Source organism: Catenulispora sp. GP43 (genome assembly GCF_041260665.1).
Lineage (GTDB): Bacteria > Actinomycetota > Actinomycetes > Streptomycetales > Catenulisporaceae > Catenulispora.
In genome coordinates, this window is the sequence record NZ_JBGCCT010000019.1 from 193629 (window position 1) to 210353 (window position 16725).

Sequence of the window (16725 nt, forward strand, 5' to 3'; positions counted from 1 at the left end):
GGGCCGGGAGCGGTGAGGCTCCGTGATGACGACCCGTCCGATTGAGGAGTACTCCCCTTCGATGGATCAATCGTCCCAGGAAGACAGGCGTTCGCGCAAACCCTCGTCCACAGGAGCGCGGATCTGCTTTGATGGAGCCGGATCTTTGTGGTTTAGACCACATGCGCCAGACCGAACCGCACCGAGGGAGAAGCCCATGGAGTCCCTGCCGCCGGAGCTGTCGCCGACCGGATACCTCGCCGAGGTGCGCCGGGTGCTGGAGCACATCGAGAAAACCCAGACCGACGCGGTCCTGGCCGCCGGCGCGCTGATCGCGGAGTCGATCGCGGCCGAGGGCGTGCTGCAGGCCTTCGGGACCGGGCATTCGGAGGCGCTGGCGATGGAGCTGGCCGGCCGGGCCGGCGGGTTCGTGCCGAGCAACAAGCTGGCGCTGCGCGACCTGATCCTGTTCGGCGGCGAGCCGGTGGACTTCCTCAACGATCCCAAGATCGAGCGCCGGGAGGGGCTGGCGAAGCGGATCTACGAGCTGGCGCCGGTGGAGCCGCAGGACGTGTTCGTGATCGCGTCCAACTCCGGCGGCAACGGCGTGATCGTGGACCTGGCCGAGCACGTGGTGGCGCAGGGCCACAAGCTGATCGCCATCACCTCCTTGGAGCACACCGCGCGCATCACCTCGCGGCACTCCTCCGGCAAGCGCCTGAAGGATTTCGCGGACGTGGTGCTGGACAACGGCGCCCCCTACGGCGACTCGGTGCTGCCGCTGCCCTCCCTGGGCGCGAACGTGTGCGGGATCTCCTCGGTCGGCAACGCGGTGCTGGCCCAGATGACCGTCGCCGAGGCGGTGCGGCTGCTGGCCGAGCGCGGTGTCGAGCCGCCGGTGTACCTGTCGGCGAACTCCATCGGCGGCGACGCCCACAACGACGTGCTCGAGGCGAGATTCGCCGGGCGGATCCGCCGTTCGGCGTCCTGAAGGACGCCGGCAGGACGCCCGCAGGTCGCCCGGGGAAAGCCCCGGCACGCCCGCAGACTCCGTCGCGGCGGCAGGAATAGATCACCACTCGTTCGCCGCTGATGGTTAGGCTGGACGTGAACCGCCGGACAGCCACGACAAGACGGATGAGGTGCTTCAAGTGGTCGCGCGCAAGGATCCGAAGGCTCTGTACGAGCTGGCGCCCGGCACACCGGGCCTGGCCGGCGTGGTCTTGCTGCACCAGATGGAAGGCTTCATGGACGCCGGCGGCGCCGGCCGGCTGGCCTGCGAGCACCTGCTCGACCAGTTCGACCACCGCCTGGTGGCGTCCTTCGACGTGGACCGGCTCATCGACTACCGCAGCCGGCGCCCCACGATGACCTTCGACAAGGACCACTACGACCACTACGAGGACCCGGCGCTGGACCTGCACCTGCTCACCGACGGCGCCGGCAAGCGGTTCCTGCTGCTGGACGGTCTGGAGCCGGACCGCGAGTGGGAGCTGTTCGCCCTGGCCGTGCGCAGCCTGATCGAGCACTTCGACGTGAGCATCACGGTCGGCATGCACGGCATCCCGATGGGCATCCCCCACACCCGCCCCCTGGGCATCACCGCCCACGCCACCAACCCCGGGCTGGTCGACACCACCGACCAGCCGGTCCTGGACCGCCTGCAGGTCCCGAGCTCCGCGGCCTCGCTGCTGGAGTACCGGCTGGGCGAGTGGGGCCACGACGCCGCCGGCTTCGCCGTGCACGTCCCGCACTACCTGGCCTCCTCCCTGTATCCGCAGGCTGCGATCCGCCTGCTACGCGCGGTCTCGGAGGCCACCGGCCTGGTCCTGCCCGACGTCGAACTGCGCGACGCGGCCCGCCGGGCCTCGGAGGACATCGAGCGCCAGGTGCAGGAGTCCTCGGAGGTCGAGGACGTGGTGCGGGCCCTGGAGCGGCAGTACGACGCCTTCAACGTCACCGACCGCAAGAACCTGCTGTCCGACAACGACGGCCGCATGCCGACCGCGGACGAGCTGGCCGCGGAGTTCGAGCGCTTCCTGGCCGACCAGGACGGTCCGCCGCCGGGCGCGTGAGAGTCCTGATTCACCTGGAGCTCTGATTCTCGGGTGGATCACAGACCGCCGTAGCCGACATGATGGTCGGATGCGGCGGTCTTTGCGATACACGGACGCGGTCAAGGTGTTGGCCGGCGGCGAGAACCAGCTGGTCAAGCTGATAGACGAGGCCAGCGCCGCGATGTTGCTGGGCGCGGGGGTGTTCGACCTCTTCGAAGCCCGCCAGCAGGCGCTGCGGCTGCTGGAGAAGGCGCTGGACAAGTTCGGCGAGAAGCTGCGCGGCCTGGACCGGCTGACCCGCACCGAGCGCATCCACGCGGCGCACGAGATCATACGGATAACTGCGTACTTCGACGCCTTCGGCGCGGCGATGGCCGAATTCCACAACGCCGCGACGGTGCGTTTCTCCGCCTCCCAGGAAGTCGCCCTGACCGCCGGCTCCGAACCGGATCCCGGATGGCGCGCCCTGTTCCAGGAGCTGTGCCGCAAGGAGAACTACGGCTCGCCGCTGTGGGACAACACCTCGGTGGCGATCTTCGCGAAGATGGCCGCGGACTCCCAGCGTTTCCTCACCGGCCTGGCCCTGTGGGACGAGCTCACCGCGACCGAGCACGACCGTCTCAGCACCCTGCTGAAGGAGCAGGTGCCGGCCGAAGCCGCCGCGCGCTACCAGGAGAACCTGCGGCGCCTGTCGGCCGAATGCCCGGAGTTCGGCGTCTGGGTCAACCTGCAGGCGCACGCCGCGAGCCGCGAGCAGCTGGCCGCCGGCCTGGCCGGCCTGGAGACGCTGCTGGCCCCGCTCACCGCCGGATACCCGGCACACCAACAGGAAGCGCTGGCCCGCGCCTACCGCGCCGGCCTGGCCAAGCCGATCCTGCTCACCAGCGGTCCGGACTCCCACCTGACGCTGCCCTCCCTGGGCGAGGGGTACGTCGACCACAGCTTCCGCCTGGCCTTCGGCCGGCTTCCCACCAGCCTGAGCTGGGACCGGCACGACCTGCGGCACGACCTGCCCGCCCTGCTGGGCACCTACCTGATGTCCGAATACGCGCTGAGCACGCCGCTGCTGATCCTCGGCCAGCCCGGCTCCGGCAAGTCGGTCCTCACCCGGATCCTGGCCGCGCGCCTGCCGGCCGAGCACTTCCTGCCGATCCGGGTCGAGCTGCGGCGCGTGAACGCCGAGGCGGACCTGCAGGACCACATCGAGTCGGCGATCCGTGAGCAGACCGGCGAGAACGTGCAGTGGACCCGCTTCGCCACCGCCGACCCGGCCCTGACCCCGGTGGTGATCCTGGACGGCTTCGACGAGCTGCTGCAGGCCACCGGGGTGGCCCAGACCGACTTCCTGCAGCGGATCGAACGCTTCCAGGAACGCGAACTGGACCAGGGCCGCTCGGTCGCGGTGATCGTCACCAGCCGGACCGCCGTCGCCGGCCGCGCCACGCTGCCCAGCGACATGCCGATCATCCGGCTGGAGCCGTTCGACGACGCGCAGATCGTCGCCTGGATCGACATCTGGAACCGGGCGAACAGCGCGACGCTGGCGAACCGCTCCATGCTGCCGCTGTCCGCACCCACGATCCTGCGCTACCGCACGCTCGCCGAGCAGCCGCTGCTGTTGCTGATGCTGGCCTTGTACGACGCCACCGACAACGCGCTGACCGCCGTCGCCCCCGGCCTGAGCCAGAGCGCGGTCTACGAGCAGCTGCTCAAGGACTTCGCCCGCCGGGAGCTGACGAAGGACCCTGACATCTCCGATCTGGACCGCCGGATCGAGGTGGAGCTGCTGCGGCTGTCGATCGTCGCCTTCTCGATGTTCAACCGCGGCGCGCAGTGGATCGACGCCGACAGCCTCACCGAGGACCTGCGCGCGCTGGGCATCTGGGAGGCCGAACGCAACCAGAACACCTTCCGCTCGACGCTCAGCGCCGGGCAGCAGATGGTCGGCCGGTTCTTCTTCATCCACAACGTCCAGGCGACCCGCGACGGCGGGGAGTTGCAGACCTATGAGTTCCTGCACGCCACCTTCAGCGAGTACCTCATCGCGCGGCTCGTCGTGCGGCTGCTCGCCGAGCTCGCCGCCCAGCACCTGGCCTCGACGTACGCGGTGTCCCGCGCGGTCAACGACGCGATGCTCTACGCGCTGCTGTCCTTCGACTGCCTGGCCGCGCGGGCACCGATCGTGGAGTACATCGGCGAGCTGATCGCCCACCACGCCCCGGCGATGCGCGGCGCGATGACCGACATCATCGTCAAGCTCTTCCACGGCAGCCTCATGGCGCGCACCGACCACACCTACGCCGACTACCAGCCGGTGGCCGCGGAGGTGGTCACCCGGGCCAGCTGCTGGAACGCGAACCTCTTCCTGCTGCTGGCGCTGACCCGCGACCGGGTCAGCCTGCGCGAGCTGTTCCCGGAGAAGGGCAACGGCGCGGTGTACGAATGGCACCGGCTGTCGAACCTGTGGCGCAGCTGCGTCCGGGGCGAGGGCTGGAACGGGCTCGCCGACGCGCTGGCGGTCGAGCGCGTGTGGCACGGGGACGGCCGGGACATCATCGTGCGCGTCGGGCCGGCCGTCGTACCGGCCGCCAAGCCGGACATGAAGTGGTCGTACAACATCCCCGACGTGCCGTGGCCCGACGGCGGCCGGTGGGAGTCGCACTCGCATGACGAGCTGGCGCGGCGCGCGAACTTCCTGATGGACCGGCGCATGGACGTCGCGATGCACAACATGATGGCGGTGGCCGACGCGCTGCCGACCCTCGGCAACGCCCTGTACAACACCAAGGACGGCCGCCTGGTGACCGCGACCGCGCTGCTGACCACGGCGTTCGTCGCCCCGTACCTGCCCGAGCCGGCCGACGAGGCGATCATCGAGCTGGCCCGGTCGCTGCCCCGGCTGAAGGCCAAGTTCAAGCACGAGACCGAGCTCTACGACAAACTCGCGCTGAGCGTGTTCACCACCGCGGTCGAGTTGGACTCGCTGACCGCCGGCGCCCGGGAGGAGCTGCTGGCGCTGCTGCTCAGCGACGCGGTCTTCACCGCCCGCGACCCGCAGGTCGTCCGTCTGCACGAACGTCTGGAGAACCTGCTGATCGCGAGCCTGCCGGTCGCCGAACCGACCCGGGCTATTGAAGCGGCTCCGGCTACAGCACCAGCTCCGGTTACAGCACCAACTCCGCCAACGCTCGCACTGTCTCCTGCTCCCGGGCCGTCACCAGCAGCGTCGTCACCGGCGACTCCCGCCAGGCCGCCAGCCGTTCCTTGATCCGCTCGGCCGGCCCGACCAGCGAGATCTCGTCGGCGAACGCGCTGGGGACGGCCATCACGGCCTCCTCGCGCTTGCCGGCCAGGAACAGCTCCTGGATGCGGTCGGCCTCGGCCTCGTAACCCATGCGGACCATGAGGTTCTTGTGGAAGTTCGCACCCTTGGCGCCCATGCCGCCTACGTAGAAGGCCAGGGCGCCCTTGATGGGCCACAGGGCCTGCTCGATCTCGTCGTCGGACGCACCGGTGAAGGCGAGGTGCACCATGGCGGTGATCTCGAAGCCGTCCTTGGCGCCGGCGATCTGGTCGGCGTAGACCTCGGGGCGCTCCGGGACGTAGTACAGCGGGAGCCAGCCGTCGGCGATCTCGGCGGTCAGGGCCACGTTCTTGGGGCCCTCGGCGCCCAGGACGATCGGCAGGTCCTTGCGCAGCGGACGCAGGTTGGTGCGCAGCGGCTTGCCCAGGCCCATCGCGTCCGGGCCCTGGTACGGCAGGGGGTAGTACTCGCCGTCGTTGGTGACGGTCTCGCGGCGCAGGACCTTGCGGATCACCTCGACATACTCGCGGGTGCGCGCCAGCGGCTTGGGATAGGGCCGGCCGTACCAGCCCTCGACGACCTGCGGGCCGCTCAGGCCCAGGCCCAGGATCACGCGGCCGCCGGACAGGTGGTCCAGCGTGAGGGCGTGCATCGCGGTGGCGGTGGGCGTGCGGGCCGCCATCTGCGCGATACCGGTGCCCAGGCGGATGCGGCTGGTGGAGGCGGCCAGGTAGGCCAGCGGCGTGAACACGTCCGAGCCCCAGGACTCCGCGGTCCACACCGAGTCGTAGCCGAGGTCCTCCGCGTACCGCACCAGGCCCACCCAGTCGTACTCGGGCGGCTTGGAGGCCCAGTAGCCGAGCTGGAGGCCGAGTTTGAGGTCCGTGGTCATGAGGGCTCCTTGGCGGACTAGAACACGTTGCAGTTGCGGACGGCAGAGTGCAGCCTACGGGTGGTCGCGGCCGGTCGCCAGGGGCGAGAGTTCGGCGTAGGAGACCGAGGTAGTGCCAGGGTCGTCGCTCGGGCTGTGGTGCCAGGCGTCCTGTGGGAGGACCCAGCCCTCGTCGTGGAAGATCCGCTTCGCCGCGGCACGCAGATTCGCGTCGGCCCGCGCCTTGGTGACCCAGTCCTGCGGGGAGTCGAACAGCTCGCGCAGGCGCGGCGACCTGTCCAGCAGCTCGGCGAGCAGCGCGGCCTGGGGGCCGGGATGGAGCGGGGTCCCGTCGGAGCCGGCGAGCACGCCGGTCGCGTTAACGTACAGGTAGGCGGCGTCCAGGTGCTCGCCGGAGGGCAGGACCATCGGGAGGTCGGCGGCCGGCAGCAGGACTCTGCGGTAGCGGGGCAGCTCGGTGTCGTCGACGGCACGCAGCTGGTCGGAGTCGAGGAGCGTCAGGACGACGTCGGCGGTGCATTCGGGATCGAGGAACGGGGAGTTGGCGACGTACCCGTTCAGCCCCACGTGGGCCGAGACGCCGACGCCGAGCCCCGAGACGCGCAGAGGGGTCATCGGGACGACGGCGGGCAGGCCGAGGCGGCTCAGCTTGTGGTGCAGCTGGCCGGGCGCGCCGTTGGAGCCGACCGCGATCACCGGATGCCGCTCGCCGGCCGGTGGTAGGTCCAGCGCGACGAGCGCTTCGTCCAGGGTCTGGGCGTCGGAGGCACCGTCGTTCACACGCCAGCGCCCCATCGGCTCGCGTGAAGGCACCATCGGCAGCAACCCCGCCCCGCACAGCAGCTCGGGTTCATCGACGAGGCGGCCGGGATAGCTCAACGGATCCAGCGCCGGGACACCGTCCATCCCGAGTGCCGCCAGGCTCACCAATCCCGCCCCCGCGCGTTCGCCACCATCACCGCGAACGGCGGGATGAACGCCGCGATCACACTCATCGCGATCGCCAGCCCCGGCGAGAACAGGCGAACGACGGTCCAGGCGAGGACGACCAGCACCAGGCACGTGCCCATCATGGCGAGGTACACGTGCTCGCGCGTGTGCTGCGACAGCGGCCGACGCTCATCGGGCTCGTCCCCGGGCTCCTCGACCGGCCGGTAGGGCGGGATGTCGCGCCCGGGCTGCCAATGCGGCCCCTGCCGGATGTGCCGCGCCACCACGATCGCATCGACGAGCGCGACCAGCCCGACGACCGCGCAGAAGACCACGAAGCCGACGGCGTGCTGGCTGAGGAAGAAGGCGACCCCGCCGATCGCACTGGCCAGACCGATCAGCGCCATGGTCAGCCGCATGCGCAGGGGGCTTCGCGCATGCATGGGCTCGTCGCCGCTGCGGATGCGGTGCGGATCGGACCTGGTCATCGCGGTAGCCACGCTCCTCTCTCTCCCAGAGTGATGCCCGCTGGGGACCCGGGGGTATCACCGGCGGGCGGAGTCGGCGGGCGAGACCAGGTCCCGCGCCTGCTCAGGCACGTTCCGGCGATCTAGAGGCTCCCGGTACCCGCCGGGACCACAGCCATGCCCGCCGGCCGATCCACTGCCAGCCTGACTGTGCCGAGTCGCCGCCGCATGACATGCGGTCGTCGCAGCCGGTAGCCGCCGCAAGCCCGCAGCAACCCTGCCGCCGCCGCGCCCAGCAGCACCCGCCAGTCAGCCGCCTGCTCGGCCCGCCACCTGGCTGAGTGCCGCCTGCCAGCCGCCAGCCTGCCTGCCGCCTCCGCTACATCGCCGCCTGCATGGCCCGCAGCTCCTTCTTCAGCTCCCCGATCTCGTCGCGGAACCGCGCCGCGAGCTCGAACTGGAGCTCCGCGGCGGCCGCGTGCATCTGCTGGGACAGGTCCTCGATCAGGCCCATCAGCTCCTCGGCCGGCTTGCCGGCCAGGTCCAGCGTCCGCACGCTGCCCTTCGACGCCACGCCCGGCACCGGCGCCTTGCCGCGCGACTGCTGCCGTCCCGAGCCGCCGAGCAGCTCAGCGGTGTCGGCGTCCTCGCGCGCCAGCAGGTCGGTGATGTCGGCGATGCGCTTGCGCAGCGGCTGCGGGTCGACGCCGTTGGCCACGTTGTAGGCGACCTGCTTCTCACGGCGGCGGTTGGTCTCGTCGATCGCCAGCTTCATCGACGGGGTGATCGTGTCGGCGTACATGTGCACCTCGCCAGAGACGTTACGAGCCGCGCGGCCGATCGTCTGGATCAGCGAGCGCCCGCTGCGCAGGAAGCCTTCCTTGTCCGCGTCGAGGATCGCCACCAGCGAGACCTCGGGCAGGTCCAGGCCCTCGCGCAGCAGGTTGATGCCGACCAGGACGTCGTACTCGCCCATGCGCAGCTCGCGCAGCAGCTCCACGCGCCGCAGCGTGTCCACCTCCGAGTGCAGGTAGCGCGTCCGCACCCCGCGCTCCAGGAGGTAGTCGGTCAGGTCCTCGGACATCTTCTTGGTCAGCGTCGTGACCAGGGAGCGCTCGTTGCGCGCGGCGCGGGCCTGGACCTCGGCGACCAGGTCGTCGATCTGGCCGTGCGTCGGCTTGAGCACCACCTGCGGGTCCACCAGGCCGGTGGGCCGGATGATCTGCTCCACCGGGTTCTTCGACGGCTCGTCGGCCTGCTTGGCCAGCTCGTAGGGGCCCGGCGTGGCCGACAGGTACACGGTCTGCCCGACGCGCTCCTCGAACTCCTCCCAGCGCAGCGGCCGGTTGTCGATCGCCGAGGGGAGGCGGAAGCCGTGCTCGACCAGGGTGCGCTTGCGGGAGGCGTCGCCCTCGTGCATCGCGCCGATCTGCGGGACGGTGACGTGCGACTCGTCGATGACCAGCAGGAAGTCCTCGGGGAAGAAGTCGATCAGGGTGGACGGCGGGGAGCCGGCCTCGCGCCCGTCGATGTGCCGGGAGTAGTTCTCGATGCCGGAGGTGAACCCGACCTGCCGCATCATCTCCAGGTCGTAGGTGGTGCGCATGCGCAGCCGCTGCGCCTCCAGCAGCTTGCCCTGCCGCTCCAGCTCGGCCAGCCGGTCGGCGAGTTCGGCCTCGATGCCGCCGAGCGCGCGCTCCATGCGGTCCGAGCCCGCGACGTAGTGCGTGGCCGGGAAGACCCGCAGCTCCTCGTCGACGGTGAGGATCTCGCCGGTGACCGGGTGCAGCGTCATCAGGCGCTCGACCTCGTCGCCGAACATCTCGATCCGGACCGGGTGCTCCTCGTAGACCGGGAAGATCTCGACCGTGTCGCCGCGCACCCGGAACGTGCCGCGGGTGAAGGCCACGTCGTTGCGCGCGTACTGCATGTCCACGAAGCGGCGCAGCATCTTGTCCCGGTCGTGCTCCTCGCCGACCCGCAGCTGCACCGAGCTCTTCAGGTACTCCTCCGGCGTGCCCAGGCCGTAGATGCAGGACACGGTGGAGACCACGACCACGTCGCGCCGGGTCAGCAGCGAGTTGGTGGTGGAGTGCCGCAGCCGCTCGACCTCCTCGTTGATCGAGGAGTCCTTCTCGATGTAGGTGTCGGTCTGCGGGACGTACGCCTCGGGCTGGTAGTAGTCGTAGTAGGAGACGAAGTACTCGACCGCGTTGTTCGGCAGCAGCTCGCGGAACTCGTTGGCCAGCTGCGCGGCCAGCGTCTTGTTCGGCGCCATGACCAGGGTCGGGCGCTGGACCTTCTCGATCAGCCACGCGGTGGTGGCCGACTTGCCGGTGCCGGTGGCACCCAGCAGCACCACGTCCTTCTCCCCGGCCTCGATCCGGCGGGCCAGCTCGGCGATGGCCGCGGGCTGGTCGCCGGCGGGCTGGTAGTCGCTGACGACCTCGATCGGGGCGACGGTGCGGGTGAGTTCGGACAGAGGGCGCATGGTTCAAAGGCTACGCGGCGGCTCTGACAAGCGCGGGAAAGTCGAAGGAGGCAGCTGGCGGAGAATCGCCTCATGTCACAACAGCCACTCCTGCTCATGGTTCACAGCCCGTTGGTAGGACGGGCGACCTGGCGGCCGGTCGCCGAGCTCCTACGGGACCGGTTCGAGGTGGACGTCCCCAGCCTGCACGGCATCGCCGCCGGTCCCGGCCCCTACGCGCGCCGTATCGCCGACCAGGTAGCTCGGCCGTACTACGACGAGGTCGTCCTGGTCGGCCACAGCGGCGCTGGTGCCTACCTCCCGGTCATCGCCGATACCCTCGGCGGGCGCGTGATCGGCGCCGCGTTCGTCGACGCGCAGCTCCCCCGCCCCGGCCTGAGCGACTTCGACGCCTCCCCGCCGGACTTCCGCGAAGCCCTGACCGAGATGGCGGTCGAGGGGGTGCTCCCACCGTGGGACCAGTGGTACCCCCCGGAGGTCACAACAGAGCTGATTCCTCAAGCGAAGCAACGAGAAGCGTTCCTGGCCGAGCTCTATCCGATCGCGCTGGCGTACTTCGAGGAGCCGATGCCGGACACTGTGTTGCCGTCGGAGACACAGTGTCTCTATCTCCAGCTCAGCGAGGGCTACCAGGAGCAGGCCGACCGTGCCGAGGCCCTCGGCTGGTCCACGGCCCGGCTGGCCGCCGACCACCTGGCCGTCGTCACGAGGCCCGAGCCGGTCGCCGAGTTCCTGTCAGAGTTCGTACTGACGCTTGCCAACCAGTGATCCCTGCTCAATACTGCGCACTAGCGCGCGCCAGCGGTCTAGACCACGCAGCACCACGCACCTTTCGCTCAAAACCATGCACCGCTCCCCCTAGTGATCCTCTAGTGAACCGGGCAGGTCCATGCGATCCCTCCGTATTCTCCCGGCGGCTGCCCTTGTAGCCGCCGTCGTCCCCGTCACCCTGGCCGCGACGCCGCACACCGCGCACGCGGCGGCCACGGCGGCCACGGCCACCTCGGCCGCCGCCTCCGGCCCGCCGCAGACCATCCCCGCCGTGCGCACCTGGTCCGCCGGCTCCGGCTCCTTCACCTGGAGCACGGCCAGCCGCGTCGTCATCGATCCCGCCTACGCCTCGCAGCTGCAAGGCGACGCGAACACCTTCGCCGCCGACCTGTCGGCGCTGGAGGGCCGCACCGTCGGCGTGGCGCAGGGCACGGCCGGCCCCGGCGACGTCGCGCTGACGCTCGGCGGCAGCCAGCCGTCCGAGGGCTACACCATGACCGTCGGCAGCCGCATCGCCATCCAGGGCAGCACCACCACCGGCGAGTTCTGGGGCACCAGGACCGTGCTGCAGCTGCTGCACCAGGGCCCGTCGATCGCGGCCGGCACCGCGACCGACTCCCCGGACAAGTCCGAGCGCGGGCTGATGCTGGACACCGGGCGCCGGTTCTTCGACGTGGCGTTCGTGGAGAACCAGATCCGCGAGATGTCCTATCTGAAGATGAACTATCTGCACCTGCATCTGTCGGACACCTACGGCTTCCGGCTGGAGAGCGACACCCATCCGGAGATCACCTCGCCGCAGCACTACTCCAAGCAGGACATCGCGAACATCATCGGGCTGGCGAAGCAGTACCACGTGACCGTCGTCCCGGAGATCGACATGCCCGGGCACATGGACGCGATCCTGTCCGCGGAGCTCGGCATCGGCCACGACTACCGGCTCAAGGACAGCTCGGGCAACGCCAGCTCCAGCTACATCGACCTGACCATCCCTGGAGCCCGGCAGCTGATCAGTGACCTGATCACCGAGTACGAACCGTTGTTCACGAACAGCCCGTACTGGCACCTGGGCGCGGACGAGTACGTCACCAACTACAGCTCCTACCCGCAGCTGCTCACCTACGCCCAGCAGAACTACGGCGCCAACGCCACCGCGAAGGACACCTTCTACGGCTTCGTTAACTGGGCCGACGGGATCGTCCGGGCCGGTGGTAAGACCATGCGGATGTGGAACGACGGACTGAAGTCCGGCGACGGCACGATCACCGTCGACAAGGACGTCATCGTGGAGTACTGGAGCAACACGGGCCTGTCTCCGCAGCAGGTCATCGACGCCGGCCACACCATAGCCAACGAGGCCTACACGCCGACGTACTACGTCTACGGCGGCGCCAAGCCGGACACGACGTGGATGTACGAGTCCTGGAACCCGGACTTGTTCGACGGCTCGACGACGATCAACAACGACGCCGCGAACCTCGGTTCCCTGATCCACGTCTGGTGTGACAACCCGGGGGCCGAGACCGAGGACCAGACCGCCGACGGCATCAAGTACCCGATGCGCGACCTGGCGCAGATGACCTGGAACTCGCCCAAGCTCGTGTCCACGTACGCCGCGTTCGTCCCGATCATGGACGCCATCGGCCGCAACCCGCTGTACCCGAAGCCCTCGATCCCCGGGGACCTGGCGCAGGGCAAGCCGACCACGGCCTCCAGCATCGAGACGCCGAACTTCCCGGCCGCGGACGCCACCGACGCCGACCTGAGCACCCGCTGGTCCAGCCAGTACGTCGACCCCACGTGGCTGCAGGTAGACCTGGGCTCGGTGCAGACGGTGAACCGGGTGGTGCTGGCCTGGGAGACCGCGTACGGCAAGAACTACCAGATCCAGCTGTCGAACGACGGTGCGACCTGGACCACCGTCTACACCCGTACCAACGGCACCGGCGGCACCGAGACGCTGACGTTCCCGAACACCTCCGGGCGCTACCTTCGGATGTACGGCACGGCACGGGGCACGCAGTACGGCTACTCGCTGTGGGAGTTCGAGGCCTTCGACGACGCGAACAGCCAGGTCCGCGGCACCCACACGGTCGCCACCGGCGGCCAGGCCCTGGACGACCCGGGCAGCTCCACCGCGACCGGCACCCAGCTCATCACCTGGGGCCTGCACGGCGGCAGCAACCAGCAGTGGACCTTCACCGAGCAGGCCGACGGCTCCTACCAGCTCACCAACGGCGCGTCCGGGCTGTGTCTGGACGTCACCGGCAGCTCCACGGCGGCCGGGTCGGCGGTGATCCAGTGGACGTGCACCGGGAACACGAACCAGCACTGGACCGTGACGGCGCTGGCCGGCGGCGGGTACACGATCGCCTCGGCGAACAGCGGCCTGCTGCTGACCACGGCCTCGACGGCGAACAACGCCCTGGTGACGCAGCAGAACGACAGCAACAGCGCCTTGCAGCACTGGTCGATCAACTAACCACTGGTCGATCGACTAACCGCTCGTCAGAGGTCGAAGGCGTACCGGTTCAGCGTCCGCCCGGGAATCGAGCCTGAGGGCACGACTCCTACGCGTACGAAACCCATCGCCTCATAGAACGGCTCGGCATTGGGGTCCGCATCAAGAACGACGGTGCGGGCCCCGATGCCGCGCGCCATGTCGAGCATGTGCTGGAGCAGCCGGCGCCCCACACCCTTGCCGATCACGTCCGGGTCGACGAACAGACTCCCGAGCTCGCCCTCCGGTGGCTCCCCTTCCAGCGTCGCGACGGCCACGACGCGCCCCTGGGACTCGGCGACCGTCATACGCGAAGGAGCCATCTCCTCGGCGCGGATCGTGAGCTCCGCCCGGCAGCGTTCCATGAACTCATCGCTATAGCCCCAATGGGCTTTCGAGCGCATGACGAGCTCGGTGAGCAGCTCGGCCTCGTCGGGTCGGGCCGACCGCAGTGTCACATCCGGAACCATGCTCCAGACCTTACCGAAGCTGCTGTGTTTTTCTCGGGCCCACCTTGGATTCTGCTTGGAAACGCTCGACTCGTGACCGCCGGTGAGAGATAACTCTCGGGCATCCCCACCCCTCGAGAGGAGTACCTGTGAGACTCCGCAAAACCCTGCTGGCGACCCTCGCCGGCGGCGCGCTGGCCTGCGTCGGCATACTGACACCGGGCAGCGCGTCAGCCACGCCCCCAAGTGCCACCTACACGGTCTCGATCGGCTCCAACGGAACGTTCTCCGCACAGTCCGACTCCCCCGCCGGCGCGTTCGTCGACCGGGACGGCACGTTCTACTTCCAGGAGTCGTACTCGGGCTACGGCTCGACCGAAAGCCGGGTCTGGCAGTTCTACTCCGGCAGCGACTTCGACAGCTACAGCCTGAACTCGACGATCAGCAACTCGGTCAACCCCGCCAACTCCCAGGACGCGAACAACAACACCACCTGGCGCTGCGACAACAGCCCGACCGGCCTGTCCGCGACCAGCGCCGGGTCCGGCTCGGGCTACACCCAGCCGAACTTCTGCGACCTGATCGGCATGTGGGTGGACCCCGACACCGGGAACTGGGTCGGCCTGGTGCATAACGAGTTCACACCGCAGCCCTTCGGCGACGGCCTGCACTACGACGCCATCGACTACGCCGTGTCCACCGACCGGGGCATGACCTGGAAGATCGAGGGCCACGCGATCACCTCGCCGTACAGCACCACGCGCGACGACACGACCGCGTTCCCGAACCAGACGTACTACTACGGCGACGGCGACCAGCGCCTGTACGTGGACACCGCGTCGGGCTACTTCTACGTCTACTACGGCTCGCGTGTCGTCCCCAAGGGCGGCGTCGGCGGCAGCACCGGCGGGCTGGCGCACGTCGCCCGGGCCCCGATCAGCGGCAAGATGGCGACCGGGACCTGGCAGAAGTGGTACAACGGCAGCTGGTCCCAGCCGGGCGTGGGCGGCCTGGAGAGCAACATGGAGCCGGTCGACTCCACGAACCCCAACGGGTACACGCCCGTGGCCAACGACTACAACCCGGCCAACACCGGGACCGTGGACCAGCAGGTGGCGGCCGGCGAGCTGCCCTCGAAGTCGCCGCTGTTCATCATGAACATCACCTACGACGCCTACCTCGGCCTGTACGTCGGCACCCCCGAAGTCGTCTCCGGCACCCTGCCGCAGCAGTACTACGTCACCGACGACCTGTCGACCCAGAAGTGGTACTACGTCGGGGACTCCGGATCGTCCTACACCCAGGGGTCCTGGTACCGCTGGTTCGCCGACAGCGGCGACAAGTGGAACCCGACCATCGTCGGCAAGTCGTTCCGCGCGTACTGCTCGGTGGCCTGTGTGAACAACGCCGGCTCGCTGTTCACCAACGAGACGATCGACTCCACCGCCCCGGCCCAGCCGCCGATGGACACCACGAAGACGTACACCATCGGCACCTCCGCGGGCCGCGTGCTGGCCCAGGTCTCGGGCAGCTCGGCGACCACGTCCGACGCCGCGGCGACCGGCTCGGCGCTGGAGGCGTGGAAGTTCACCGCGAACGGCGACGGTTCCTACCGCATCACCAACTCCTCCACCGGCCAGGCGCTCGGCGTCAACTCATCGGCGACCTCCAGCCGCGCCTGGGGCACCGCCCCGACCGCGACGGCGCTGTCCGGCGGGACCGGCAGCGTGGGGCAGCAGTGGTGGATCGTGCCGGTCTCCGGCGCGAGCGGCAGCTACAAGCTGGTCAACAGGTACAGCGGCCTGGTGTTGGCACTGTCGTCGAACACCTCGCGGTTGGCCGAGACGACGCCGACGCGCGCCTGGACCGACACCTCGGGCAGCGGCGTCGGCGGCGGCCGGACCGCGGCGGAGCAGACGCTGGCGTTCACACCGGCGACGTCCTCCGGCGCCGAGACGGTGACCGTGGCGAACCCCGGGACGCAGACCACGACGGTGAACACGGCAGCCTCTTTGCAGATCACGGCCTCGGACAGCAAGAACAACGCCCTGACGTACTCCGCGACCGGTCTGCCGGCCGGGCTGTCGATCAGCTCCTCGGGCCTGATCTCCGGCACGCCGAGCCAAACGGGGACGTCCCCAGTTACGGTGACCGCCTCGTCGGGGAGCGCGAGCGGTTCGACGACGTTCACCTGGACCGTGAGCCCGGCGGCGGTGAACCTGACCGGGACGCACACGCTGACCGCCTCGGGGCAGGCGCTGGACGATCCGAACCACTCCACGACCGCCGGGACGCAGCTGATCACCTGGGCGCCGAACGGCGGGTCGAACCAGAACTGGGTCTTCACGCAGCAGTCGGACGGCTCCTATCAGATCCAGAACCAGCAGTCGCAGCTGTGTATGGACGACAACGGCGGTTTCACGACCCCGGGGACGTCGGTGATCCAGTGGACCTGCACCGGCAACAGCAACCAGCACTGGACTGCGGCGCGGCTGCCCAGCGGGGCGTACACGCTGACGAACGTGAACAGCGGCCTGCTGGTGACCACGGCCTCGACGTCGAACGGCGCGCTGGTGACGCAGCAGACGAACACCGGTTCGACACTTCAGCAGTGGACGATCTCCTGATCTCCGGCGGGAGGTCGACACAGAGCTGAAAAGCCGTGCGGGCGCTCGGATCCATGCCGATCCGGGCGCCTGCACTTTTCTCAAGGCGGCTTGGATTCTGCTTGAGAATGCTCGACTGTCTGCTCGTTCTTGCGAGATAACCGTCAGGTACCACCGGATGAACGTTCAGAGCTGAACGGAGTACCTGTGCGACACCCGCGCAATGTGCACCACCCGCGCAAAACTGGGCCCCAACCGCGCAAATCCCTCGCCGTGACC

The 16725-nt window shown here is 69.2% G+C and carries 11 protein-coding genes; 6 read left to right on the top strand and 5 right to left on the bottom strand.

Annotated elements, in window-relative coordinates:
• The first annotated feature begins 196 nt into the window (after positions 1-196).
• The 3 genes from ABH926_RS33220 (at position 197) to ABH926_RS33230 (ending at position 5304) form a co-directional block, all read left to right on the top strand.
• The gene (locus ABH926_RS33220; RefSeq protein ID WP_370369879.1) at positions 197-970 is read left to right on the top strand and encodes a sugar isomerase domain-containing protein; all 774 of its coding nucleotides are present in this window, start codon (positions 197-199) and stop codon (positions 968-970) included.
• A 160-nt stretch (positions 971-1130) separates the two neighbouring features.
• Complete coding sequence (locus tag ABH926_RS33225; protein WP_370369880.1) at positions 1131-2054, top strand: proteasome assembly chaperone family protein; 924 nt, start codon at positions 1131-1133, stop codon at positions 2052-2054.
• Between the two features lie 70 nt (positions 2055-2124).
• A complete protein-coding gene (locus tag ABH926_RS33230; protein ID WP_370369881.1) occupies positions 2125-5304 on the top strand; it encodes an NACHT domain-containing NTPase in 3180 nt (1059 codons plus the stop codon).
• Here the strand turns inward: ABH926_RS33230 and ABH926_RS33235 are convergent.
• From ABH926_RS33235 to uvrB, 4 genes are all read right to left on the bottom strand, one after another.
• A complete protein-coding gene (locus ABH926_RS33235; protein ID WP_370369882.1) occupies positions 5201-6232 on the bottom strand; it encodes an LLM class F420-dependent oxidoreductase in 1032 nt (343 codons plus the stop codon). The genes ABH926_RS33230 and ABH926_RS33235 overlap by 104 nt on opposite strands.
• A gap of 54 nt (positions 6233-6286) precedes the next feature.
• Positions 6287-7159 carry a hypothetical protein gene (locus ABH926_RS33240; protein ID WP_370369883.1) on the bottom strand — a complete coding sequence of 291 codons (873 nt, stop codon included), beginning with the start codon at positions 7157-7159 and terminating at the stop codon, positions 6287-6289.
• Positions 7156-7650 (bottom strand): DUF6343 family protein, encoded by a 495-nt coding sequence (locus tag ABH926_RS33245; protein WP_370369884.1) that lies wholly within the window; start codon positions 7648-7650, stop codon positions 7156-7158. The genes ABH926_RS33240 and ABH926_RS33245 overlap by 4 nt, the downstream gene beginning before the upstream one ends.
• Positions 7651-8008: 358 nt before the next feature.
• A complete protein-coding gene (gene uvrB / locus ABH926_RS33250; protein ID WP_370369885.1) occupies positions 8009-10120 on the bottom strand; it encodes an excinuclease ABC subunit UvrB in 2112 nt (703 codons plus the stop codon).
• Between the two features lie 72 nt (positions 10121-10192).
• Between uvrB and ABH926_RS33255 the strand changes: the two genes are divergently transcribed.
• On the top strand, positions 10193-10888 hold the full coding sequence (locus ABH926_RS33255; protein ID WP_370369886.1) for an alpha/beta fold hydrolase: 696 nt from the start codon (positions 10193-10195) through the stop codon (positions 10886-10888).
• Between the two features lie 121 nt (positions 10889-11009).
• The gene (locus ABH926_RS33260) at positions 11010-13373 is read left to right on the top strand and encodes a family 20 glycosylhydrolase (RefSeq protein WP_370369887.1); all 2364 of its coding nucleotides are present in this window, start codon (positions 11010-11012) and stop codon (positions 13371-13373) included.
• Between the two features lie 26 nt (positions 13374-13399).
• Here ABH926_RS33260 and ABH926_RS33265 read toward each other — a convergent pair whose 3' ends face one another.
• A complete protein-coding gene (locus tag ABH926_RS33265) occupies positions 13400-13861 on the bottom strand; it encodes a GNAT family N-acetyltransferase (RefSeq protein WP_370369888.1) in 462 nt (153 codons plus the stop codon).
• A gap of 128 nt (positions 13862-13989) precedes the next feature.
• Between ABH926_RS33265 and ABH926_RS33270 the strand changes: the two genes are divergently transcribed.
• A complete protein-coding gene (locus ABH926_RS33270) occupies positions 13990-16467 on the top strand; it encodes an RICIN domain-containing protein (RefSeq protein ID WP_370369889.1) in 2478 nt (825 codons plus the stop codon).
• Positions 16468-16725 lie beyond the last annotated feature (258 nt).

Coding starts and splice junctions, on each gene's coding strand:
- ABH926_RS33220 (WP_370369879.1), top strand. CDS start 197: ATGGAGTCCCTGCCGCCGGAGCTGTCGCCGACCGGATACCTCGCCGAG.
- ABH926_RS33230 (WP_370369881.1), top strand. CDS start 2,125: ATGCGGCGGTCTTTGCGATACACGGACGCGGTCAAGGTGTTGGCCGGC.
- ABH926_RS33235 (WP_370369882.1), bottom strand. CDS start 6,232: ATGACCACGGACCTCAAACTCGGCCTCCAGCTCGGCTACTGGGCCTCC.
- ABH926_RS33245 (WP_370369884.1), bottom strand. CDS start 7,650: ATGACCAGGTCCGATCCGCACCGCATCCGCAGCGGCGACGAGCCCATG.
- uvrB (WP_370369885.1), bottom strand. CDS start 10,120: ATGCGCCCTCTGTCCGAACTCACCCGCACCGTCGCCCCGATCGAGGTC.
- ABH926_RS33255 (WP_370369886.1), top strand. CDS start 10,193: ATGTCACAACAGCCACTCCTGCTCATGGTTCACAGCCCGTTGGTAGGA.
- ABH926_RS33260 (WP_370369887.1), top strand. CDS start 11,010: ATGCGATCCCTCCGTATTCTCCCGGCGGCTGCCCTTGTAGCCGCCGTC.
- ABH926_RS33265 (WP_370369888.1), bottom strand. CDS start 13,861: ATGGTTCCGGATGTGACACTGCGGTCGGCCCGACCCGACGAGGCCGAG.